Origin of the sequence: Natronorubrum sp. A-ect3, from assembly GCF_041821125.1 — an archaeon.
GTDB classification, from domain to species: Archaea; Halobacteriota; Halobacteria; order Halobacteriales; family Natrialbaceae; genus Natronorubrum; species Natronorubrum bangense.
Map to the genome: position 1 here is coordinate 292,013 of NZ_JBGUBB010000002.1, position 21,517 is coordinate 313,529.

The 21,517-nt window shown below is 61.4% G+C and carries 21 protein-coding genes; 4 read left to right on the top strand and 17 right to left on the bottom strand.

Going from position 1 to position 21,517, the window contains the following annotated elements:
* Positions 1-47: 47 nt before the first annotated feature.
* From ACERJA_RS08115 to ACERJA_RS08125, 3 genes are all read right to left on the bottom strand, one after another.
* Entirely contained in the window at positions 48-638 is a 591-nt protein-coding gene (locus ACERJA_RS08115; RefSeq protein WP_373607714.1) for a 50S ribosomal protein L15e, read from the bottom strand.
* A gap of 473 nt (positions 639-1,111) precedes the next feature.
* Positions 1,112-2,023: a serine/threonine-protein kinase RIO2 gene (locus ACERJA_RS08120; protein WP_006064744.1), complete on the bottom strand. Its 912-nt coding sequence runs from the start codon at positions 2,021-2,023 to the stop codon at positions 1,112-1,114.
* 721 nt (positions 2,024-2,744) lie between these two features.
* Positions 2,745-4,358 carry a long-chain-fatty-acid--CoA ligase gene (locus tag ACERJA_RS08125; RefSeq protein WP_373607715.1) on the bottom strand — a complete coding sequence of 538 codons (1,614 nt, stop codon included), beginning with the start codon at positions 4,356-4,358 and terminating at the stop codon, positions 2,745-2,747.
* A gap of 425 nt (positions 4,359-4,783) precedes the next feature.
* Here ACERJA_RS08125 and ACERJA_RS08130 point away from each other — a divergent pair, with 425 nt between their 5' ends.
* Positions 4,784-5,620 carry a biotin/lipoate A/B protein ligase family protein gene (locus ACERJA_RS08130; RefSeq protein ID WP_373607716.1) on the top strand — a complete coding sequence of 279 codons (837 nt, stop codon included), beginning with the start codon at positions 4,784-4,786 and terminating at the stop codon, positions 5,618-5,620.
* 60 nt (positions 5,621-5,680) lie between these two features.
* Here the strand turns inward: ACERJA_RS08130 and ACERJA_RS08135 are convergent, their stop codons facing one another.
* The 8 genes from ACERJA_RS08135 to ACERJA_RS08170 all read right to left on the bottom strand — a co-directional run bounded on the left by ACERJA_RS08135 (position 5,681) and on the right by ACERJA_RS08170 (position 12,564).
* The gene (locus ACERJA_RS08135; protein ID WP_373607717.1) at positions 5,681-5,959 is read right to left on the bottom strand and encodes a hypothetical protein; all 279 of its coding nucleotides are present in this window, start codon (positions 5,957-5,959) and stop codon (positions 5,681-5,683) included.
* A 90-nt stretch (positions 5,960-6,049) separates the two neighbouring features.
* Entirely contained in the window at positions 6,050-6,709 is a 660-nt protein-coding gene (locus ACERJA_RS08140) for a class I SAM-dependent methyltransferase (protein ID WP_373607718.1), read from the bottom strand.
* A 66-nt stretch (positions 6,710-6,775) separates the two neighbouring features.
* Positions 6,776-6,916, bottom strand: a complete 141-nt coding sequence (locus ACERJA_RS08145) for a rubrerythrin-like domain-containing protein (protein WP_373607719.1) — start codon at positions 6,914-6,916, stop codon at positions 6,776-6,778.
* 90 nt (positions 6,917-7,006) lie between these two features.
* Entirely contained in the window at positions 7,007-9,895 is a 2,889-nt protein-coding gene (locus ACERJA_RS08150; protein WP_373607720.1) for a bacterio-opsin activator domain-containing protein, read from the bottom strand.
* A gap of 119 nt (positions 9,896-10,014) precedes the next feature.
* Positions 10,015-10,869: a YihY/virulence factor BrkB family protein gene (locus tag ACERJA_RS08155; protein ID WP_373607721.1), complete on the bottom strand. Its 855-nt coding sequence runs from the start codon at positions 10,867-10,869 to the stop codon at positions 10,015-10,017.
* 348 nt (positions 10,870-11,217) lie between these two features.
* On the bottom strand, positions 11,218-11,637 hold the full coding sequence (gene msrB, locus ACERJA_RS08160) for a peptide-methionine (R)-S-oxide reductase MsrB (RefSeq protein ID WP_373607722.1): 420 nt from the start codon (positions 11,635-11,637) through the stop codon (positions 11,218-11,220).
* A 50-nt stretch (positions 11,638-11,687) separates the two neighbouring features.
* On the bottom strand, positions 11,688-11,849 hold the full coding sequence (locus ACERJA_RS08165; RefSeq protein WP_006064735.1) for a hypothetical protein: 162 nt from the start codon (positions 11,847-11,849) through the stop codon (positions 11,688-11,690).
* A gap of 139 nt (positions 11,850-11,988) precedes the next feature.
* Entirely contained in the window at positions 11,989-12,564 is a 576-nt protein-coding gene (locus ACERJA_RS08170) for an HTH domain-containing protein (protein ID WP_373607723.1), read from the bottom strand.
* Between the two features lie 376 nt (positions 12,565-12,940).
* Here ACERJA_RS08170 and ACERJA_RS08175 point away from each other — a divergent pair, with 376 nt between their 5' ends.
* Both ACERJA_RS08175 and ACERJA_RS08180 read left to right on the top strand, forming a co-directional pair.
* Positions 12,941-14,602, top strand: a complete 1,662-nt coding sequence (locus ACERJA_RS08175; protein WP_373607724.1) for a bacterio-opsin activator domain-containing protein — start codon at positions 12,941-12,943, stop codon at positions 14,600-14,602.
* Between the two features lie 243 nt (positions 14,603-14,845).
* Positions 14,846-15,796, top strand: coding sequence for a phytoene/squalene synthase family protein (locus ACERJA_RS08180; protein WP_373607725.1), 951 nt, complete (start codon positions 14,846-14,848; stop codon positions 15,794-15,796).
* A 171-nt stretch (positions 15,797-15,967) separates the two neighbouring features.
* Here the strand turns inward: ACERJA_RS08180 and ACERJA_RS08185 are convergent, their stop codons facing one another.
* The 4 genes from ACERJA_RS08185 to ACERJA_RS08200 all read right to left on the bottom strand — a co-directional run bounded on the left by ACERJA_RS08185 (position 15,968) and on the right by ACERJA_RS08200 (position 19,535).
* The gene (locus tag ACERJA_RS08185; RefSeq protein ID WP_373607726.1) at positions 15,968-16,129 is read right to left on the bottom strand and encodes a hypothetical protein; all 162 of its coding nucleotides are present in this window, start codon (positions 16,127-16,129) and stop codon (positions 15,968-15,970) included.
* Positions 16,130-16,221: 92 nt separating this feature from the next.
* Positions 16,222-17,106 (bottom strand): bisanhydrobacterioruberin hydratase, encoded by an 885-nt coding sequence (cruF, locus tag ACERJA_RS08190; protein WP_373607727.1) that lies wholly within the window; start codon positions 17,104-17,106, stop codon positions 16,222-16,224.
* On the bottom strand, positions 17,099-17,971 hold the full coding sequence (locus ACERJA_RS08195; RefSeq protein WP_373607728.1) for a prenyltransferase: 873 nt from the start codon (positions 17,969-17,971) through the stop codon (positions 17,099-17,101). The genes cruF and ACERJA_RS08195 overlap by 8 nt, the downstream gene beginning before the upstream one ends.
* Before the next feature lie 13 nt (positions 17,972-17,984).
* Positions 17,985-19,535 (bottom strand): phytoene desaturase family protein, encoded by a 1,551-nt coding sequence (locus tag ACERJA_RS08200; RefSeq protein WP_373607729.1) that lies wholly within the window; start codon positions 19,533-19,535, stop codon positions 17,985-17,987.
* Positions 19,536-19,775: 240 nt separating this feature from the next.
* Between ACERJA_RS08200 and ACERJA_RS08205 the strand changes: the two genes are divergently transcribed.
* The gene (locus ACERJA_RS08205; RefSeq protein WP_373607730.1) at positions 19,776-20,474 is read left to right on the top strand and encodes an SDR family NAD(P)-dependent oxidoreductase; all 699 of its coding nucleotides are present in this window, start codon (positions 19,776-19,778) and stop codon (positions 20,472-20,474) included.
* A gap of 102 nt (positions 20,475-20,576) precedes the next feature.
* Here the strand turns inward: ACERJA_RS08205 and ACERJA_RS08210 are convergent, their stop codons facing one another.
* Positions 20,577-20,861, bottom strand: a complete 285-nt coding sequence (locus ACERJA_RS08210) for a translation initiation factor eIF-1A (RefSeq protein WP_076609512.1) — start codon at positions 20,859-20,861, stop codon at positions 20,577-20,579.
* Positions 20,862-20,970: 109 nt separating this feature from the next.
* Entirely contained in the window at positions 20,971-21,483 is a 513-nt protein-coding gene (locus tag ACERJA_RS08215; protein WP_049889634.1) for a hypothetical protein, read from the bottom strand.
* Between the last annotated feature and the right edge of the window lie 34 nt (positions 21,484-21,517).

Below are 21,517 nucleotides of genomic sequence, written 5' to 3' on the forward strand. Positions count from 1 at the left end.
TCCACACTCGAGTCAACAGCACAAACCGCAAAAACTGTCGGCCGCTGTTACTTCGCGCGGCCCTGACCGCCGTTGTTGGACGGTCGGACCTTCTCGGCACCTTTGCCGCGGTTGTTGAGACCACGGTTGGCCTTGCCAGCGTTGGTCAGGCCACGGAAGGCGCGGTTCTGGTGAGCGCTGTCGCAGATCCAGTTCAGGTCGTCGTCGTTCTGGATGGCGGGGTGGTTTGGATCAACGAGGATCACTTCGAACCACTTCTGCGAGCCATCTTCACCGACCCAGTAGCTGTTGAGCACCCGCATGTTGGGGTACTTCCGGGAGACGCGCTCCTCACCGATGCGCTGGATGTTCTTGCGCCGTCCGATACGGTTGACACCCTGGCGCTTCGTTCGGCGACCGGCCGTAAAGCGTTCCTTTCGGGCAGTCCCTTTGCGGACCGAAACCCGCGTCATGATGATGCCCTGTTTGGCTTTGTAGCCGAGTTCGCGTGCTTTGTCGAGACGGGTTGGTCGCTCGATCCGCTCGATTGCGCCCTGCTTGCGCCATTCCTGTTTTCGCTGCCACTGCAACTCCCCGAGCTTACCGTCGTCGGGGTCTTTCCATGCGTCCTTGATGTGGGAGTAGAAGCTTTTTGCCATTGTATGTTCCCGCGGGCGTTTCCTGGTTCAATCCTGACCGGGGCCATGCCCCGCGGATCACATCCCGACCTGTAGCACAATGCTGCACAGGTGCCCGCTGACGCCCGCGACCCAGCGAGTCTACGACAGTCTATCCAACTCTCGAGTATAAGGGCTTCGAACTCCGGAAACGGCTGTCCCGATGCCAACTCTGTGCCAGCATTGCGCATCTGTGTCCTCTCTCTCGAGGTTTGGCCGACTCGTAGCCATTTTGTATCGCGGCATGTGGTTTATTGAGGACAATCACGCCGGAGTCTGCTCTCCGAGAAAATGGCTCCGACAGGCTTCGAACCGGTGTTCGGACCGCTTTTGGTGGGACTTCGCTTGCTCACACGCTGCTGATAGCCCTCGCAGCCGATTGCACACCACTCACAGCCCAGGAGCTCGCCATCGAAGCCGCTACGACCCAACTCCCGCTGAAAAGCGTCCGTTCGTTACGAGACGAACTCGGCTATGCTGTCGAACGACTCCTCCTCGATCGAGACCGCCACATCGTCACTGTCGATATCGTCCGGAACGTGCTGTGGATACTTCCGCCGGAAGTACCCCAGGGTGTTCGTCAGGTCGCGCCGGAGGAACTCGGTCGCGTTCTCGTGATCAGTCGGAATCGCCTGTGGCCAGTCGAAAATCTTCACGCCGTCCTCGCTGACGAAGACGTTGTACTCGCTCATGTCCGCGTGGACGTACCCGGTTTCGTAGGCGAGTGCGATCTCCTCGAGCAACAGATCGAGGACGCCGAGGACCTGGTCGTCCGTGAGTCTCGTCTGTGAGAGTTCGACGCCGTCCATCTTCTCCATGACGATGACGTGGCGGTTCTGGCCGATCGGCCGCGGAACCGAGACGTCCGGATACAGCGCCTCGAGGATGTCGTACTCCCGTTCGGCGGCTTTTCGAGCGGTGTACATCCAGGAGACGTGTTCGTTGTCCGACGTGTAATCGCGTTCTTTGTGGACCTCTCGGAAGTTGGTATACCCCTCGCGGTGGTACTTCAGCGCGAGTGGTTTGTAGGAGCGAACCTCGTAGACGTCACTCTCCTTGCCGACGCCCAGCGGCGAGCCGAACTCGCTGATCGTGTCCTGCTCGACGAGTGCTCGCAACGCGAGAATATCGTACCCCTCGAACTGGAGGGTGTACCCCTCGTACTGGATCGTTTTCTTTTCGACTAACCCGCGCTTGAGACAGCGCTCGAGTCGGTAGTCGACCTCCTCTTCGGTCAAGCCGGAGAACTTCGGGAGTTTCTCCCGCTGGACCCACTCGGAAAAGCGCATCCCCTGTTCGACCCCCGAAAGGAGATAGAAGTCCTCGGCCTCGAGTTCCGGAAGTAATCCGGCGACGTTCCGCACCATACGCGAGGTAGCTGGTGGATACGTAAAAACGTCGTGACCCCGCTGCTGGTCGGTCTGGCTGTACACCCGTTCTCGATCTCGTTTCGCCCGGGCCCACTGTTGCCAGCGTTGTGTATCGGTACTCGTGCGGCGGCACTGCCCGATATAAATCACATGCTGCGATATCAAACATCGATGACTTTCGAAACGGGTGGCTCTCTGTTGGGCGATCACTGAACTCGAGTCTGTGATGGTGGTGTCGCGTCAGTTATAGTAGCCCTGCACGTCACTGCACACCTGATCGCACGACGGGAGCGCGGTTCGGAGCGTACGCGGTTCGGAACGAACGAAGTGAGTGAGAACCGCGGAAAGCGAACGGGGAGGGACGACCCGTGAGCGATCACCGGAGCGAGAACCGCAATTTGGCGAGCGGGGAACGACGTGACCCGTGAGCTGTGCGATCAGGTGTACATCGTTGCAGTTGTTACTATAGGACCGTCACCACTCACACAGTAGACAGAACCCGCGTCAGACCACAGTGGTCCTACGTCGGTGTGTCGTTCGGGAGTTGCTACGCAGCGGTCGTCTGGCGCGGTCAACCGGCCATCGAGTGACTGGAGCCACAGTACTGTGTTCTACTCCGAGCGACACAGCGACGGTCGCGATAAAAATGGACGCAGTTACCTATGACGACGATTCAACGGCCGGTCGAGCGGCCGTTCTGACTCGTTTGGGTGCGGCGTTATCCCTGGCCGACCATACCCTCTTCTTCGTCCCACTCCTCCTCGCGGAGTTCGTATTTCTGGATCTTGCCCGTCGCCGTCTTGGGCAGTTCGTCGACGAACTCGACGCGGTGGACGACCTTGTAGCCGGCGAGCTTTTCGCGGGTAAACGCCGTCAGCTCGTCCGGGGAGATCGGTGGGTTCTCGGGGTCGTCGTTCGACGGCACGACGAACGCCTTCGGCGTCTCGCCCCATTTTTCGCTCGGGGATGGGATGACGGCCACGTCCGAAACTGCGTCGTGGTCGAACAGCGTGTCCTCGAGTTCGATGCTCGAGATGTTCTCCCCGCCGGAGATGATGATGTCCTTCTCGCGGTCCTGGATGGCGATCATGCCGTCGTCGTTGACAACGGCCAGGTCGCCGGTGTGGAACCAGCCCTCACGTTTGTCGTTGAACGCTTCGTCGGTCTCTTCGGGTTTCTCCCAGTAGCCTTCCATGACCTGGTTGCCACGGACGAGGATCTCACCGATGGTTTCGTCGTCCCATGGCACTTCGTTGCCCTCGTCGTCGACGACTTCGACTTGGGTCGCCAGCGGGGCGATCCCCTGGCGCTTTTTGAGCGCGAAGCGGCGCTCGCTGTCCTCGTCGATGAGGCGTCGAGTCGCGGAGGTACCGATGAGCGGCCCGGTTTCGGTCGCCCCGTAGAGCTGGCGGAAGTGCCAGCCGAACTCCTCTTCGACGGTTTCGATGATGCTTTCCGGCGGTGCCGCGCCCGCTGCGGTGACCCGCATTGGGTTGTCGCCCGTGAGTTCGACGTCGTTCTCCTCGCGGTACTCCTCGAGCAGGCTGAGCACCGTCGGCGCACAACAGAGGAACGAAACGTCTTCCTCGGCGATGTCGGTGAAGATCTGGCCGGCGTCGACGCCGCGGGTACAGACGTGTTTCGCGCCCATGCCTGTGATGGCGTAGATGTGGCCCCAGCCGTTGACGTGGAACATCGGGAGCGTCCAGAGGTAGACGTCGTCGTCGGTGATCTCGTGGTGGATCGTGACGAGCTGGGCGTGCAGCGACTCGGTGCGGTGCGTTCGCATGACGCCTTTCGGGTCGCCGGTCGTTCCTGACGTGTAGTTGATGGTGATGACGTCGTCCTCGCTCATCTCCGGGCGCTCGTAGTCGGGTTCGGCGTCCTCGATGAGTGCGTCGAAGTCCTCCCAGTCGCCCTCGACGGCGTCGGCGTCGTTCGTGATGAACGTCTCGGTGGGGACCTCGTCACGAATCGCTTCGATCTTTTCGGCGTACTCGTAGTCGGCGACCACGGCCGTGACGCCGGCGTCGTTGAGCATGTACTCGTAGTCTTCGGGCGTCAGCCGGTAGTTCAGCGGCGCGTGGATCGCACCGAGTTGCATGATCCCGTACGCCGACTCGAGGTGGTAGTGCGTGTTGGGGTCGAGGACCGCCACACGATCACCTTTCTCGATGCCGCGCTCTTGCAACACTGCAGACAGTCGGTCGGCCCGGTCGCCGAACTCGTCGTACGTGAACCGTTCGCCTGTCGTCGCAACGATCGCTTCTTCGTCGCCGTAGTACTTGCGCGCCCGGTCGAGGAAATCGGTTACTAAGAGCGGGACTTCCATGTGGCTCAGCTTTGAACATTGTTTATAATATTCTTTATGGATCTATAATCGACATCGAGACTAGATGAAGTGGCGGCTGGCGAAGATGTTCGCCTCGATTGGTACAACTCGCGAAACTAGTGGGGGTGCCATCTGAAACACGGAGACGGTAGCTACGTGACACGACCATCTACCAGCCAAGTGTTCCCGTGTCCTACCGACCGTGACGGCTCGTGCTCGAGCCCCGATCCGGCGGCGCGAATCCGCTCACTCGCCGTCGACTTTCGGATTTCATACCTATGTCTGACGCGGGCCTCGAGAACCGACTCCGAGGCCCCACCGCGTTCTGTTTCTGGCCTAGCTCGACCGCCGCGAGCATGGGGATGTTCTCACCGGGTGTGAGTTCCGTCGCAACCTCTAACTCGACAGCCAGCGATCGGACGAGTATGACTGGTCTCGCCGACCGTTCGTGGCGATTGCTTCGGGACGAGCCCCGTGATGGAGCGACACAGATGGCCCTCGAGGAAGTCGCTGCAGCGACAGCACTCGAGGACGATCTGCGGACAGTCAGGGTCTACTCATGGGAGCCGAGTACGCTCTCGCTTGGGTACCGACAGGACGCTGACACGGTCGACTGGGCGTACTGTGAGCAGGCGGGGATCGACGTCACTCGCCGGCAAACCGGCGGCGGCGGGATCTATCACGACCGAGACGCCGACATCTCGTACACCATCGTTGCCCCTGCCGACGAGGTGCCCGGCGACCTGATGGACTGCTACGAACTGTTCTGTGAGCCAGTGCTCGAGGGACTCGAACGCATGGGCGTCGACGCCGACTTCGCCGCCGTCGAGCAGTCGTCGATCTACTACCCCTCGTGTTATCTACGGGATATCAACCCGGCCCACGACGTCGTTGCGCCCGCAACTGCGGGCGCAGACGCACGGAAGATCAGCGGCAACGCCCAGTACCGACAGCGCGACGTCGTCATCCAGCACGGCTCGATCAGCTACGCCCTCGAGCCCACTCGTCACGTCGGCGTCTTCGAGACGGACCTCGAACCAGCCGTGTTCACCGACCGAGTGACGAGCATTCAGGATGAGGTGGGGATCGACCGCGAGGCGGCTGTCAACACCCTCGCGACGGCGCTCGGGGAGTGGTGTGATGCGGACGAGGGCGACTGGCGCGACGACGAACTCGAGGCCGCCGCCGACCTCGCCACTCGGAAGTTCGGGGCCGATGCCTGGATTCGGAACCGCGAGGTGCTCGAGACGAGCGAGCAGTAAGACGAGCCGACTCGAGTCACGGATAGAGGGGTCGTCGGTCGGGCCGCCGAAGCGCCCGTCTTAACTGAGGATCGCTTTCCAACTCCAGCCACCGAGGATGAGCACGACGAGCGCGAGGAAGACCAATGCGCCCCACTGCTGGCCCTCTGTTTCGGCGATCGGCGCGAAGACGTTGATAAGGCCGGTCCACTGCATCAACGCGAGCGCGAGTATCACCAGCGACAGTATCGAGACGACAGCAATTCCGAGCCAGTTGCGGGCCATCCATTGCCCTTCCGCTTCGGCCTCGTCTCTGGAGGTCGTGGGCGTTTCCGTCGGCTCTCGATCCGGTTCGGACATACCCTCTTCTAGGACGGTCTCTTGGGAAACGGTTCCACCTGCAGCCTCCGGGTTCGACACTGGTGCGGTTCAGAAACCGACTGCGAGCCGTTAGCCGAGCACACTGTCGCGTCGACGCCGCAACGTTCCACGGACGAACGGCGTCGCTGGAAAGAGACCGAACTCGAGGCGTTCGATCTCGTCGACTGCGAAGGCGTCGTGACCGACGAATCGCGGAACCGTTTCGCGGGTGAGTTGGCAGCCACCGGCGACACGCTCCCAAAGCGGGTTGAGCAGCTGCTGGCCGGTTCCCTGCCAGCCGTCGGCATGAACGTGCTCGAAAAAGCGGAACTCGCCGCCCGGTTTCAACACCCGTGCAACCTCATCGATGGCGGCGTCGGGGTCCTGAATCGTACAGAAGACGACGCTGGCGAGTACGACGTCGAAACTGTCGTCGGGGTAGGGCAACGATTCGGCGCGGGCGTCTCGGAGGGTGACACCGAGACCAAGGTCGCGAGCGGTGCGTGCCGCCCGTGTTCGCATGTGTGGGTCCGGCTCAATGGCGTGATACTCGATCGCCGACGTGGCCGTGTCGGCGACGAACGGAAACATATCCCCGGTGCCACAGCCCAGTTCGAGTACAGACCCCGAGAGATCCGTTACGAGGTAGTTCCGATGGGGTGCAAGCAGGAACGCCTGTGGGAGCCGGTCGTAGAGCATCGCAAAAACGGGATGAGCGATTTCGTGATCTCGAGTCGATGGGTCGGACATCCGTCTCGAGAGACGAGCGAGAACCCGGTAACCGTTTCCCTGCCAGCGAGTCAACGATGCCGTCGATTACTCGATCGGTGTCTGCCGGTTTCGCATGTCGGTACCACATTTCGGGCAGCGCTCCGGTGCTGTTGCACGGACGACGGTACCACAGCTAAAACACTCGTAGGTCGACTCTGCTTTTGGGTTGAGTTGAACGTCTTTCATGGATGGGTGTGGTTTCGATTTAACAATAATAGGGATATTAGGATATGAGTGTTCGTCAGATAGCTAGCGTCGGTGATCTGATGGGGTTCACTATTCAACCCTTGATGTAGTGTTTGCCGGGAGCCCGATCTCCTCGAAGAGGATAGTAAACAACGTTCGCTGCACAGTTCGGATGTGGCGATAGAACGCGGCCGGTGAGATACCGAGCGTGTCTGCGATCTCGGCTCCCGAGCGATCCCGCGGGGATTCGAAGTAGCCGCCGTAGTACGCCAACTGGACGACCTCGAGTTGGCGGTCGGTGAGTCGCTCGAGCAACTCGGCCCGGCGGTCGCTGGCGGCCGTTCGATCGACGCTGCGTTTTGCGTGCAGTTCGACATCCGAGAAGGCATGCGAGACGACGTCGATACTCGCGTTTGCATCGACAGTCTGTGGAACGTCGACGACGATCCGCGTCTGCTCAGGCGTCGCCTCGACGCTGTGTAACACGACCCCGTGGTCTGCAAGCTGTAGCGCCAGAAACGGTGCTGAGAGTTCGAGCAGGACGGTCCCGTTCTCGGTACTGGGTTCGGTCCCGCTGATCACCTGTGCGCGTTCGACAGCGACGAGTTCGTCCGCGGCGTCAGCAACGACGTCCGGGGACGCGTTTGTGACCGTCGCGAACACTGCAGCGCCATCCTCGTGGAGACGGACACCACCGTCGAACGAAAGCACACAGTCGGTCGCCTGTGCGAGCCTGGAAAACACGAAGCCGTCGTCGAAGACGTCAAACTCGAGGCGCGTCCGGGAGTCGGTCAACAGCGCCTGTTTGCGTTCGGCAGCGGCGATCGCGGCGGCAATCGTCTCACCGAGTTCGGCGAGGACGGTCCGTGTCACCTCGTCGAACGCGTCGGGCTGGTCGGCGTAGACGGTCAACACGCCGTAGCTGAACTGGTCGTAGGCAAGCGGCACGCTGGTGATCGACTGATACTCTCGAGCGAGCGCCTCGGAACGCCAGGGCTCGTCGTGGAGCTGATCGACGACGTTCGAGACGACGGTCACGTCACGAGTCGTTGCCGTGAGGACTGCGGGCTCACATCCCTCCGCAAGCGACAGCGAGACGCTGTCGAGGTAGTCCTGTCCGCGCCCCGTCCCACCGTGTGCGTTCACGGCGAGTCGCTCGTCCGTCACGTCCGAGCTTCCGATCCAGGCGAACGAAAACCGGTCGGCAGACGTGAGCCGCTCGCAGACGGCAGCCTCGATCTCCGCTCGAGTTTCCGCCCGGACGAGTGCAGCGTCGAGTTCACGGATAATCTCGTTCACTCGATTGAGTCGGGTGAGTTCCCGGTTTCGCTGTTTGAGTTCACGGTCGCGTTCACGAAGCGTCCGCTCCCGTTCGACCCGATCGAGCGCCGCGGCTGCGGTCGTCGCGACGAGATCGGTCAGCTCTCGAGCAACGTCGTCGAACGCGTCGACGACTGGCGAGCCGACGACGAAGACACCGTGATCGCCCAGTGGGACGAATCCGCCACTCCTGAGATCGGTCGTCGGATCCGAGAGCGTCTCCGCATCGTGGATGTCCGCGAAAAAGCGGGACTGGCCCTCGACAAAGACTCCACCCGCGATGCTGTCGGTGGTGGCCCGCCGCTGTGAGAGCGGTCCGTGGAGTCGGGTCAGCCCTGACGAGACGGCTGCTGGCCGAAGCACGTTGTCGTCGGTGTCGAACAGGTAGGCTCCACTCGCCTCGAGATCGAGGATCTCGGGGGCGTCTTCGACGATAATATCTGCTATCTCGCGGTCGGTTTCGGCGTAGAGCAGCTTTCGCGTAGTTCGATGAAGTGCCGTCAGTGCCTCCTCTCGGTGTTTGCGTGTCGTTACGTCCCGGCAGCTATAGAGAAGCGTGCCATCCTGAATCGAGACTTCCCGCACGTTGACCAACAACGTGCGTTCGCGGCCTGCCCTGTCGGTCGCCGTACACTCGATGTTGGTCAACACGCCGTCGGCCTCGAGCGCCGCCCGATCGAAGAGGTCCGGCCCAAGGAGTTCGTCGATCGTCCCCATCTCGTGGATCTCGTCGTCGGTGTAGCCGAAAATGAAGTGGACGTTCGGACAGACGTAGGTAAACTCGCCCGCATCGTTCGTGATGAGGACGGTGTCGGTCATGTTGTTGAGCGTCACCCGATGCAGCTCCTCTGATTCGCGCAACTCCTGTTCGAGACGGACGCGTTCGGTGACGTCAGTCGCCCGTGCAAGTAGCGAGACGACTGTCTCCGAGTCATCGTACACCGGTCGAATCGTCACCTCGAGCGTCCGCGGATCAGCGGCGTCGCCAGCCTCGTCGGCGACCTGTGCCTGTGTCACCTCCCTGTGGACGATCTCGCCTGCCGCGGCCCGCTCGAGTGCTGCCTCGAGCACCGTCTGCCCTGCCTCGGCACACCGCCACCACGGGAGGTCAGCAAACGACTGCCCGCGGACGGCCGTCTCAGTCGTGTCGATCGCCTCGAGGGCGACCTCGTTCGCTCGGCGAACGTCTCCATCAGGCGTCAACACCCATGAATACGTTTTCGGGTCGTCGAACAGGGCACTGAACTGGCGCGACTGTGCGCGCTGTTTACGTTTCGCTCGTCCGGTCTCGAGTGCGCGTCTGATCGCTGCTGCCAGGTCCGTGGCGCGGCGACCCTCGGGGACGTACTCTGTCACGCCTGCTGTGATCGCTGCACTCGCAAGCGTTTCGTCGCCATCGCTGGGTGCGAACACGACCGGACAGTCCGGCTCACGCTCGCGAACTCGCTCGAGGAACTCCAGACCACTTGCGTCCGGGAGCCGGTGAGGTGTCAGGATGCAGTCGACTGGCCGCTCTGTGAGCGTCTCGAGCGCCGCGTCTGCGGTCGACGCCGTGAGCAGTTCGGCGTCGCATTCGCGCTCGGCGACACTCGAGAGCCGGTCTCCATCGTCGGCAACGACGAGAAGCTGGGTGTCGTCGACGGTCCGTACAGAAGCCATTCATACCCAATACCGTTCGAAACTGATAGAATCCATCGTTTTTCCTTGCCGTAGACCGACTGCCGATCTCAACCGCGCACGAAATTCGGCAGATGCCCCGCTCGTCGACCGCCCGTTTGTTAGGCGTACTTCGACCAGTGGTCACCCAACGGTATCCATTCATCGTCGGGTTCGACGTGTCCCGCGAGGACGGCGTTGAGCACGGCGCCGAGCAGGAGACAGAGCCCACCGAAGTAGACCCATGTCAGAATCAACAGCACGGCACCGGCGATATCGAACAGCGCGACGCTCTCGGAGGTCGCGACGTAGAACCGAAAGCCGACGGCGAGGACGGTCCAGGAAAGGGCAGCGAACACTGTCCCCGGGAGCACCTCGCCGACCGAGACGTCTGGCTGGGGAAAGAGGTAGTACATCGGGAGGAAGACGGCCATCAACAGGCCGACGAGCAACACGGAACTGGCAGCTGCCATCCAGAACCCACTGACGAGAACCGAGAGGCTGATGCCGACGACGCCGACCAGCATGACACCGACTGCGACCGTCGCCGTTACCAGGACGACGTTCAGGGCCGTGACCAGCGTGACCGTCGCGGCCGTGGTCACGTACGATTGGTTCTTCCGTGAGCCGTAGACGTCGGTAAACGCGCTTTTGACTGCCTGAAACAAGCGTACTGCACTCCACAGCAGGATGGCGACTGCGAGGACCGCCGCTCGCGTCCGGTCGACGCCGGTCCCGACTGCCCCCTCGAGCCCGTCGTCAGTTACCATCCCTTCGAGGCCTGTCGCCGTCTCGAGAGCGCTCACCAGCGGCTCGAGCGAGTCGACGAGCGTGACGGCGACGAGCGTGAGGACGACCAGCGGGACGAGGGTGTTGAACGCGTGGTAAGCCAGGCCTGCGGACGTGACGCTAATCTGGCGTTCGCGAGCAACTGCAGCGACGTCACGAACGATCGAGCGGTGACTCGAGTCGGCCATATTCCAATCTCGACGACGGCCCGGAAATCGCTTGGGCCGGCAGACGGATGATGGTGTGGCATCGGCCTGCTCAGTACAAGTGTGGCGGTGTCGTCGTCGATCGACGGCATGTGGTTGGCGACACCGCTTTTTTGTCTGCTGGAGTCGTCTTCGGATCCCGTTCCGACCTCGCCGACGATGGGCTCTTGGACAGCAGACTGACCGTTCTGCCCGGCCTGGATGATCTCGCCGGCAGTTTCTTCTCGTCGCTCTTCGGTAGGTGACCGTTCAGGAGAGGGGCTGGTGGTGAGACAGTCGGTCGAGAAAGAGCGTGCCTGCAGTCGCAACTGTCTCGTTCACTGGTCCAGTCTATCCCTCGTCGAAGTCGAGCGCCACCGAGTTGATGCAGTAGCGTTTTCCGGTGGGATCGGGCCCATCATCGAAGACGTGGCCGAGGTGGCCGTCACAGTTTGCACACAGGACCTCGGTCCGGCGCATGCCGTTGCTGGTGTCGAGTCGCGTCTTGATGCGATCGTCGTCGGTGTCGTAGAAACTGGGCCAGCCACAGCCCGACTCGAACTTGGTCTCAGAGTCGAACAGGACAGCACCACAGCCGGCACAGACGTAGCTCCCGTCGGCTTTGTGGTCGACGAACTTGCCGCTGAATGGTGGCTCGGTCCCGGCTTCGCGGAGAATGCGGTACTCCTCCTCGCTCAGTTCGGCTCGCCACTCGCTGTCGTTCAAGCGTTGATCAGCGTCGGAACCGTGTTCGTCCGTTTCGTGTGCCATGCAGGTGGGTAGTACCGAGAGGCCCAAGAGTCTGTCTGCCTATGCCACAGTCATCGACTCGTGATCACGTCCGTACTGCCACATTCTGGACACTGTGTCATTCGCCCCAGTTTCGGAACCTCGATCCGTCGCCACGCGTCGTCACCGCCGGGAGCTTCGAAACCACAGTTGCGACATCGTGACTTCCCGAGGCTGACTGATTCGGTTACCATACGTCCGAGTATGCCATTCTATGGCATAGGTGTTGTTCACGTCGTTCTTGACACTCATCTCGAGTGATTGGTTCGTTGGTGCGACGAGTCGCTGTCACTGGTCAGACTCTCCCCCACCACAGTGGTGGTCTGACACCCATCAATCAGAACGAGACGATGGCGACTGGAGGCGAGCGCTGCTATAGCTTGTTGTGTGGTCGTCCAACCGGTCGATGATCACTTCGTTAGTTTGTTGTTCATCGTCGATGGGAACCGACGGATCCATCTCTTCATCGATGAGTGCGTCGATCCGATCGCCGACATCGATCGTGGTCTCGCCGTCGCGGCAGGGGGCGACATGGAGGAGTTCATCGTCGCCGCTGAACTCGGCCAGGGCAACCGTCGGCAGTCGCCATACGTCGTACTGTTCGTCCGTGATCGAACACTCGATGTGCGTCTCTCGAAAGAACGGCTCGAGCGACCGACTGGTTTGGGCAGCCCACGACTCGAACGCCTCGAGTCGCGTTTCGATCCGCTGGAGCTGTGGAATCCGTGTCGTGTCCGCCGTTTGCTCGACGACTTTTCCCCAGACGCCGACCTCGACCGATTCGATCGGCGCGCTCGCCTCGAGGTCATCAAGCCGCTCGAGCGCCTGCTTCTGCGTCGGACCCGCGCTCATCGGTGTAAACGACCGAATCCAGAGCTCAACCGTTTTCGGGGTGGTGTGGTGTGACACGCTGATCTCTTTTGAGGGTGTCTACGGATGTGTACAAAAGTGTTGGTCGAGTCATCAGCTCTCCTGACCTATCGTCTCGAGACAGCTGTAGACAGTCCGTGCGTTTCGGACGGGGATCGCAGCGGAATCTGCTCAGTGATCACGGATCTCCGCGTGGTCTATTGGCGGTCACGGCTCGACTCATACGGTCTGCTGTACCGATGTACCGGCGTGATCGCGATCGTCCTGCGGTCGCGCCAGAACTGACGGCTCGCAGACCAGATCAACCGTTGCGATATGGATCGAAGAGGCCGTCGACGAATCCGAGCCAAGCGTGCTGGCGGCCACTCCGGATCACCCGATTTCGTTATGTGGCTCAAGCGCGAATCGCAAGCCAATGGAACACCGGCACGAACTCGCTGAAGCGACTCTCGAGACGCTGCCGATCACCGTTGCTGTCATCGATACGGATGGCGAGATCCTGCTGACCAATCAGGCGTGGCGCGAGTTTGGTTCGGACGGGAACCAGACGGACCACCTCGGCGTCGACTATATTGCGACTGCCGCAATCGACGACGACGACCATGCCAGATGCGCCATCGATGGTCTCGAGTCGGTCATCGACGGTGAGCAGGAGACGTTCTCCATGGAGTACCCCTGTCACACACCTGAACAGAAGCAGTGGTTCCTGATGCGAGCCAACCGGTTTACGATCGACGGCGACGTCCGAATCTCGATTGTCCATCTCGAGATTACCGACCGCAAACTGGCGGAACTCGCCGTCGAGGAGACCACTGCCGAACTCCGCGAGGAACATCAGGCGCTCGAGCACGTCCTCGAGCGCGTCGATGGCCTGCTTCGGGATGTCACTGACGCCGTCGTCGGTGCACAGACACGCGACGAGATCGAACAGCAGGTGTGTGCGCGTCTCACCGAAACCGAGCCCTACGTTCTCGCCTGGATCGGTCGAGCAGACGTGACGAACAATCGACTCTCGCCGCGCGAGTGGGCACGCAGCGGTGACGTTCCACTCGAGGACGGCGACCTCGTACTTCGCTCGGACGCCAGCCATCCAGCCGTTCAGGCACTCGAGACGGGCGAGCCACAGGTGCTTCAGGACCTTGAGACGTTTTCGGAGGCAGACCACTGGTGGCCGACAGGGGCCGGCACGGCGTTTCAGTCGGTCGCTGCACTCCCGTTGACCTACGGCGATGTCACGTACGGCGTGCTCGTTCTCTTCGCCTCGAGGCCGCATGCCTTCGCCGAACGGGAGCGCCTCGTTCTCGAATCGCTCGCGGGGACGATCGCAACCGGCATGAACGCGATTGAGGCGCGACATATGCTTGCGAGCGATACTGTCGTCGAGGTCGAGGTCGAGATCGAAGATCCGTCGCTGTTCGTGACGGCACTCGCGACCGAACTCGAGGCGACGATTACCTACCGAGGACTGACCTACGACAAAGACGGGACACCGATTGCGTTTTTCCACGTCGACCGCACTGTCGACACCCCGCCCGCGGCGGGGCCGATCGAGGGCGTAACTGATGTGCGGATTCTGTCGGCGTACGACGAGGGAGCACTCCTCGAAGTTGCCGTTCGCGACAGCGTCGTGACGGCACTGTCCGAACACGGGGCATCACTCCGGCGATTCGACGCCAGTGCCTCGGAGGGACATACGACGCACCCGACAGCGACCGGTGAAGCGTGTGCCGATCTCACTATCGACTTCCCGAACGGCCAGTCTGCACGCTCGGCGTACGACCTGCTCGAGCAGCGCTACGACACTGTCGAACTGATTCGCTACCACGAGACTGGCCATCCCACTGAAACGCCACAGAACATGGCGGCACGGCTTGAGTCGTCGCTTACCGACCGCCAACTGACGGCACTTCGGAAGGCCTACTTCGCTGATTACTTCGAGTGGCCACGCAACGTTTCGGGTGAAGAACTCGCCCAGTCGATGGATATCTCTCGTTCGACGTTTCACCAGCACCTCCGGACCGCCCAACAAAAGCTTCTCGACGAACTGTTTGAGGGGGAGCGGCCCGACTCACGGTAGCGGTCGAGAAGCGACCATGCGGCTACGCAGCGATCTCTGTCCCCTCGCCGACTGCAGGATAGTCGGATTCATGGTCCGTTGACTGAACCTGTCACACGAATTTATTGTTACGTTACAACTATAATTTTGAATTAATTCTGCTGACAGGAACAGTCATGCACCCCACTAGTGAGGGTGAGGTATTTTATACGTATCTGTCGTATCTTCGTCATCCCTCCGCAGCCAGCGGGTACGAGACTGAGAATGCAACAGGAACATATTGATAAAGGCAAGGCGATCCAGAAGCAGACCGGGAAAACGTTCTATCTCGCAACTAGGTTCCTTCCGAAACGGGTCCGCCACGCCACGCACGTCCTCTATGCGTTCTTCCGGATCGCTGATGAGGTCGTCGACGATGCAGCAGGCGTCCCACCCGACGAACAGCGGGCCGAACTCGAGGCGCTTCGCGAACAGGCCCTCGGCAACACTGAACCCGATGGTCCCGTCCTCGAGGCGTTTACCGAACTCCGCCGGGAGTACGACATCGCTGATGCCGAAATCGAGACGTTTATCGATGCGATGCAGTCGGATATCGACACCGACCGCTATGAGACGTACGACGACCTCGAGACGTATATGCGCGGTTCAGCCGCTGCTGTCGGCGTGATGATGACCGCGATCATGGATCCCAAAGATCGGGAGACGGCGCTTCCACACGCCGTCAAACTCGGCGAGGCGTTCCAGATGACGAACTTCCTGCGAGACGTTCGTGAGGACATCATCGAACGCAACCGGATCTATCTGCCACAGAAAACGCTTCAGGCACATGGCGTCTCACCCGAACAGATCGAACGCCTCGAGCACTCGGAGTCGTTCGCGGCGGTGATGGCTACGGAACTCAAGCGGACGGAAGAACTCTATCGTGAAGGCGTTGCTGGCATTCGGTATCTACCCGAGGACTGTCAGCTTCCCGTGTTGCTTGCGGCTGTCCTCTATGCGGAACATCATACTGTCATCCGTAATCTGGAGTACGACGTTCTCAGTCACGAACCGGAGCTGTCATCGGCCCGAAAGCTCTGGTGTCTCGCCAAGACCCGGTGGCACTGGCACTGGAACCGCGACCCTGAGGCGGTCTTCCAGCGTGTCTCGGCCGTTCCCGCACTCGAGACGGATCGAAGCGGACCCGGACACGGCGGTCGCGTGCCGACGCGATAAGCCAGCGTCCGACCTGCAGTACCGTGAGCTCCGGCTCGGGCCACGAGACCCACCGTCGCGCGGCATCGACCGGCTACCGACAGCGATCGTTGGGTGTGTGGTCTGCCGAACCAGCACCGCTCACTGTCGAAGCACGGCTCGATAGATGCGAGGGGAACCCCTTGCCAAAGCTCACTCCGAGATATCCGTTTCAGTCTGTGCTTCGGTTTCGGCGACGACGAACTTCGCCAGTTTCTGTTTTGTATGCACCGCGACGAGATGGTCTTCTAAGTTCCGATCACGTGACGGCACGTCGTGACAGACCGGGCACACGACACTGTCTCTAGTTGCCATATGACATTCACTGTGCCGATGAACAAAAGCGTAGAGCACGCATGTTCGGCCCGCGATATCCTCGCCACCGATTGGCGGTGCTCTCGTGGTGTTCAGGATTCGCGACCGCTGAGTACACTCGAGGGGAGCGCCTGCCGGATCAGGTCGCGATCGTAGCGGTCGGTTTGGAACAGGCCGAGACAGAACAGCCCGGCGACGCCGGCGGCTAGCCAGTTGCTGTACAGGACGTTGATCGCGCCCCAGAGCAAGACGAAACTCACCAGATCGTCGAGGATGAACTCACACTCACGGACGCGCTCGAGCAATGACTCACGATCGAAGGCGAGATCCACGAGAACGACGGCGACGGTGCCCGAAATGACCCAGCCAACGTAGTTCGACACCGGGACGCCGTAGTAGACGCCAGCGGGGATGAACTCCCAGAAGCCGATCGCAACGGCTGCCGGATCGAGGACGAGATCGATCGCGACGACGGCGACGATTGCACTGAACACTCTGATGAGTGGGTTTTTGCTCCACTCGCCGAGGACCAACAGCGTGAGCAGGTAGGCGTTCAGCACCAGCGGGATGAAAAACAGCGGGAGCGCCAGTGGTACTTCGCCGAACAGCATCGGCCCCAGTTGGATCGTGTACTCGAAGGCGCCGTAGGGCCAGTCCGTCCGCACGCCAACGATCTCGATCGCGTAGGTGTACGCCGTCAGCAGGCCGAGCAAGCCGAGTGCCCACCAGCCGATCTTCGGGAGCAAGCCGACGACCAACGGCGAACGCATCACCATCGTCCCGAAGAGGATCAACAGTGGGTTGTACGCGAGCGGCTCGGGAAGGAGCCCTTCGGCGCTTGCAACCAGTGTTACCGCGCCGATGATCGGAAAGACGACGGCGATCGTAAAGCGATTCTCGCGGATGAGCGCCTCGAGACGGCGCTGGACGGTCGTCCGTGTCGTGTCGGTCCGTAACTGTGAGTCGTGATTAGCCATGGAGTAGCCTCCAGAGTCCACCCATCGTCAACGCTGCACCGACGACTGTGTTGATCGCCGGGAACCACCAGTACGCTCTGTCTACGGCGACGCTCGAGGAAACGAGCAGCCCGATCAGTCCAGGGTAGACGAGCATGAGCGCGCCGAGTCGGGGATCGAGCATGCCGAATGCGAGCGCACTCGCGAGCCAGACGAGCCCACAGTAGGCGTAGGTTCGTGATTCGCCTAAAACCGTCGCGGTCGTTTCGATCCCCGTCTTGCGGTCGGGTTCGATGTCGGGAATCGCGGAAAACGTGTGCATGCCCATCGCCCATAGCCAGCCACCGACGGCGGCGAGTGTGGGTGGCTGTGTTCCCGCGACGGCGGCGTAGGCTGCGGCACCTGGCATGATATACAGGCCGTTCGAGACCGAATCAAGCAGCGGCGTGGTCTTGAATCGGATCGGTGGGGCGCTGTAGGCTGCACCGAGGACGAGAAAACCGACGAGCCAGGGCCACGCCGCTGTGGGGATGAACGGAACCAGCGCCAGCGGGAGCAGCGCACAGACCGCTACCGCGAACGGCACGATCTGCTGGCCGCGATAGCGCGCCTCTTTCGTCTCCTTTTTTGGGTTCGCGGTGTCGATCTCGCGATCGTAGATGTCGTTGATCCCATAGAGGAAGACGTTCCCTGGAACGAGGAAGTACGCGAACAGCACGACCGCGGCCGGCGCGAACAGCTCGCTGGTGGTGTTGGCAGCGTACGCGACACCCACGAGTACCGGCCCCGCCAGATAGAGCCAGAATCGGGGCCGCGACAGCGTCAGCAGATACGAGAGCTGTGTGATGAACCCGTCGTCGCTCGAGGCCGTCGACCCCGTACTCATAGCTGCCCTCCGATCACTGTCCTGCTGGCTGACCGTAGTCTTCGAGGACGCTTTCGGCAGTCAGGTCGCCACTGATGAGACACATTGGCATTCCAATGCCGGGTGTCGTGTCGCCACCGACGAAGTAGAGGCCGTCGACCTCTTTAGAGCGGTGTGGCGGCCGGAACAGCGACGTCTGCCGAAGTGTGTGGGCCAGTCCGAGCGCCGTGCCGTCGTAGCTGTTGTACCGACTGGCGAAGTCCTCGACACAGAACTGTTCCTCGAAGACGATCCGGTCGCGCAGGTCGGTCCCGGTGTTGGTGGCGATATCCTCGAGGATCAACTCGCGGTACTCGTTTCGGGTCTCGGGGGTGTCCTCGAGGCCGGGGGCGATCGGCACGAGGACGAACAGGGCGCTGTGGCCGTCGGGGGCGACGGTGTCGTCGGTTTCGGAGGGGACACACAGGTAGTAGGCGGGCTCGTCGGGCCAGGCTGGGTCCTCGAAAATTTGCTCGAAGTGATTCTCCCAGTTGGTCGGGAGGACGAGCGTGTGATGGGCCAGTTCGTCGACGTCGCCTTCGACGCCGAGATAGAGCAAGAACGCAGACGGCGCGTACGTGCGTGAGTCCCAGTAGTCGGCGTCGTGGCCGCGTGACTCGGGTGGCAGAAGCTCCTGTTCGGTGTGGGCGTAGTCGCCGTTGCTGACGACCAGATCCGGCCGCAGCGGGCCCTGTGGCGTTTCGACGAGAAACGCCCCCTCTCGGCCTTTGATCGCCGTCGCCGGCCGGTCGGTGTCGTAGGTGACACCCAGCTCGTGTCCGAGGTCGACGAGCGCATCGATGACGGCTCCGATCCCGCCTTCGGGGTACCAGACGCCGAGGTTGAAATCGACGTGGCTCATCAGATTGTACAACGCTGGCGTGTTCGTCGGCGAGCCGCCGAGGAACACCAGCGTGTACTGCATGATCTGCTGGAGCTTCGGATGCTCGAAGTAGTTCTCGACGTGGCCCTGCATCGACCCCAGCAACGAAAGGCCACGGGCCTGTCTGGCCACATCTAGCGTGAGGTAGTCACGCAACTGCGTCCGATCCTCGTAGACGAAGTGTTTCATGCCAACCTCGTAGTTCTCGCGGGATTTCTCGAGGTAGCGCTCTAACGCATCTCCTGCACCCGGTTCGTACTCCTCGAAGACGCGTTTGGTGCGCTCGAGATCCGGCGTGATGTCGACCTTGTCACCGTGTGCTCGCGGGCTCTGCCCGCTCGCATCGTTCGCGGAGCTTTGCTCCGCGCTATCTTTGAAAAAGAGCCGATAATGTGGGTCGAGATGCGTCAGCTCGTAGTAATCCGACGGCGTTCGGTCGAAGTCGGCGAAAAACCGCTCGAAGACGTCGGGCATCAGATACCACGACGGCCCCATATCGAATCGGAACCCGTCTTTCTCGAGGCGGCTCGCTCTGCCGCCTAGCTGTTCGTTCTTTTCGATGACGTGGACGTCGGCGCCTGCGTCAGCGAGATAACACGCTGTCGAGAGGCCTCCAACACCAGCCCCGATCACGACGACGGACTCACCGGCCAGCGATTTCATAGTGTACATGAATGTCGACGGACGCATAAACATACAGCATACCCACGTAGGGGCGGTCGAAAAAACCAGACGCGACGGTCATAGACGGTTTCGACGCCGAGCCGTGTCGCCACTCTTGTCGAACAGCCAGCCAGTTCCCCACCAGTGGTGACGATTCCTCGGACTGTCACTGTAACGATCGGCGGTCTCGTTCACACTGTGAGGTGCTAGGTTCCTGTACTCTCCGGTCGTACACCCGCTATGGACAAATTGACAGTCGTTATCACTGGTGGCACCCGTGGAATCGGTCGCGCCGTTGCCGAAGCGTTCGCTGAGGGCGGCGCGACGGTCGTCGTTGGCGCTCGAGACGGCGATGCGGTCGCGGAAACCGTCGACACACTCGAGGCTGCGGGGGGCGTTGCAGCTGGCGTTCGCACCGACGTCCGCGACGAACTGGACCTCGAGCGGCTGGTCGAGACCGCGTCTCGAGCCGGCGAGACTGGCGGCATCGACGTCGTCGTCTCCGCAGCAGGCGTCTATCACGGTCAGCCGAGTGCGACACCGACGGATGACGACTCCTATGCGGCCGTTGACGACCACTGGCAGATCAACGGACGTGGCGTGTTCGCGACGATTCGGGAGTCACTCCCGCATCTCAACGACGGTGCGCGTGTGCTCGTGCCGACGGGATCGATCGCTCGCGAGACGAAACCGGGCTACGGCTCGTATGCAATCTCGAAGGCGACTGCGGAGGCTGTCGCTCGAGGGTTCGCGGCCGATACCGACTACACCGTCGGCTGTCTGGATCCGGGACAGATTGCCACGGAGCTGTCAGGTGGGGTGGGTCGCGATCCGGCGTCGATCGCGGAGATGTTCGTCTGGGCGGCGACGGAAGCCGATCCCGAGACGATCGATGGGGCTGTCGTCGGGTTACGGGAATGGAAACAGGCAACACGCTGAAAAGCCGTACGCTCGGCTGCTGGCCGGAGTATTGAAAGCGCCGTCGCTCGTCTGTCGGCGGTAGTCTGCAGTAAAATCTCGTTTAGTAGCCGTTACCGAGGTTCAATCGATGTGGCCTTCACGACGCAGTTGATCTGCGTCTTGGCTAGTGTAGCGCCACTCAATGGTGGCCTTTTCGTCTTGCCAATCCCAGGGCTCGGCGACGACGATGTCGTCTTGTTCGATCCAGGTGCGGTATTTCATGCGTCCTGGGATGCGGCCGAGTCGTTCCTCGCCGTCTTCACAACGGAGCTGAACGTGGTTGCCTCCGAGGTGTTCGGTTACGACGGCGAATACTTCATCGCTGTTGGGCATACGGAGGTTCCGTCGCCCGGATTCTTCTGTCACATGCTCACTACGAGGGGAAGACATTTAAACCATTGGAGACGTATGGTAACGTTCGACTCAGTATCCGTCCGCTCAGCACAGTTCAGCGAGCAGGTGTCTCACTCGAGCCCTACAGTTCCCGGTCCGAATCGGGGTTTTCGAGCTCCCAGAGCACCTCGGGCAGAAACGCCTCGAGGTTGTCGATAACGACTCGGTCGCTCACGTTCAGCCCCTCACAGTGGTCATGGGCTGAGTCCCGAATATCGACGTGGAGGTCGCCGTCCTCGAGCCAGACGCCGAGGGGGAAGACCGAACAGCGCGTGGGTTTCCAGTCTTCCTCGAGATGGAGGGTACAGAGGCCGTCTTCGCGCAAAAATGCACAGGCACAGCCGTCCTCGGCGACGTGGTCGTCGCGGGCTTTTCGTTCGCGGGTGACGAACTTCTCGCCGCGAAACTCGGTCGTCGTCTCGGCGAGATTCGCCCGCTGGGCGAGCTCGAGTAAGTCCTGGTCGTAGAGCAACACCCCGTGCTGGCAACACCAGGTGCAGTCTTCGACACACTCGAAGGTAAGCTCGGGATCGAACTCGACGACGACCTCGCGGTCGGGGTAGACCTCGACGCGTCGCGTAGCGTCAGCGCTCACATTGACGCGGATGGGCCAGAGCGGCAAGTGCCTT

Bases quoted from the DNA above. Each gene is read 5' to 3' on its own strand.
- ACERJA_RS08120 (WP_006064744.1), bottom strand. From the start codon at position 2,023: ATGGTGCGGAACGTCGCCGGATTACTTCCGGAACTCGAGGCCGAGGAC.
- msrB (WP_373607722.1), bottom strand. From the start codon at position 11,637: ATGGCACACGAAACGGACGAACACGGTTCCGACGCTGATCAACGCTTG.
- ACERJA_RS08200 (WP_373607729.1), bottom strand. From the start codon at position 19,535: ATGAAATCGCTGGCCGGTGAGTCCGTCGTCGTGATCGGGGCTGGTGTT.
- ACERJA_RS08180 (WP_373607725.1), top strand. From the start codon at position 14,846: ATGCAACAGGAACATATTGATAAAGGCAAGGCGATCCAGAAGCAGACC.
- ACERJA_RS08165 (WP_006064735.1), bottom strand. From the start codon at position 11,849: ATGGTAACCGAATCAGTCAGCCTCGGGAAGTCACGATGTCGCAACTGT.
- ACERJA_RS08115 (WP_373607714.1), bottom strand. From the start codon at position 638: ATGGCAAAAAGCTTCTACTCCCACATCAAGGACGCATGGAAAGACCCC.
- ACERJA_RS08175 (WP_373607724.1), top strand. From the start codon at position 12,941: ATGGAACACCGGCACGAACTCGCTGAAGCGACTCTCGAGACGCTGCCG.
- ACERJA_RS08185 (WP_373607726.1), bottom strand. From the start codon at position 16,129: ATGGCAACTAGAGACAGTGTCGTGTGCCCGGTCTGTCACGACGTGCCG.
- ACERJA_RS08150 (WP_373607720.1), bottom strand. From the start codon at position 9,895: ATGGCTTCTGTACGGACCGTCGACGACACCCAGCTTCTCGTCGTTGCC.
- ACERJA_RS08205 (WP_373607730.1), top strand. From the start codon at position 19,776: ATGGACAAATTGACAGTCGTTATCACTGGTGGCACCCGTGGAATCGGT.
- ACERJA_RS08155 (WP_373607721.1), bottom strand. From the start codon at position 10,869: ATGGCCGACTCGAGTCACCGCTCGATCGTTCGTGACGTCGCTGCAGTT.
- ACERJA_RS08130 (WP_373607716.1), top strand. From the start codon at position 4,784: ATGACTGGTCTCGCCGACCGTTCGTGGCGATTGCTTCGGGACGAGCCC.
- ACERJA_RS08125 (WP_373607715.1), bottom strand. From the start codon at position 4,358: ATGGAAGTCCCGCTCTTAGTAACCGATTTCCTCGACCGGGCGCGCAAG.
- ACERJA_RS08145 (WP_373607719.1), bottom strand. From the start codon at position 6,916: ATGAAAGACGTTCAACTCAACCCAAAAGCAGAGTCGACCTACGAGTGT.
- ACERJA_RS08135 (WP_373607717.1), bottom strand. From the start codon at position 5,959: ATGTCCGAACCGGATCGAGAGCCGACGGAAACGCCCACGACCTCCAGA.
- cruF (WP_373607727.1), bottom strand. From the start codon at position 17,106: ATGGCTAATCACGACTCACAGTTACGGACCGACACGACACGGACGACC.
- ACERJA_RS08195 (WP_373607728.1), bottom strand. From the start codon at position 17,971: ATGAGTACGGGGTCGACGGCCTCGAGCGACGACGGGTTCATCACACAG.
- ACERJA_RS08140 (WP_373607718.1), bottom strand. From the start codon at position 6,709: ATGTCCGACCCATCGACTCGAGATCACGAAATCGCTCATCCCGTTTTT.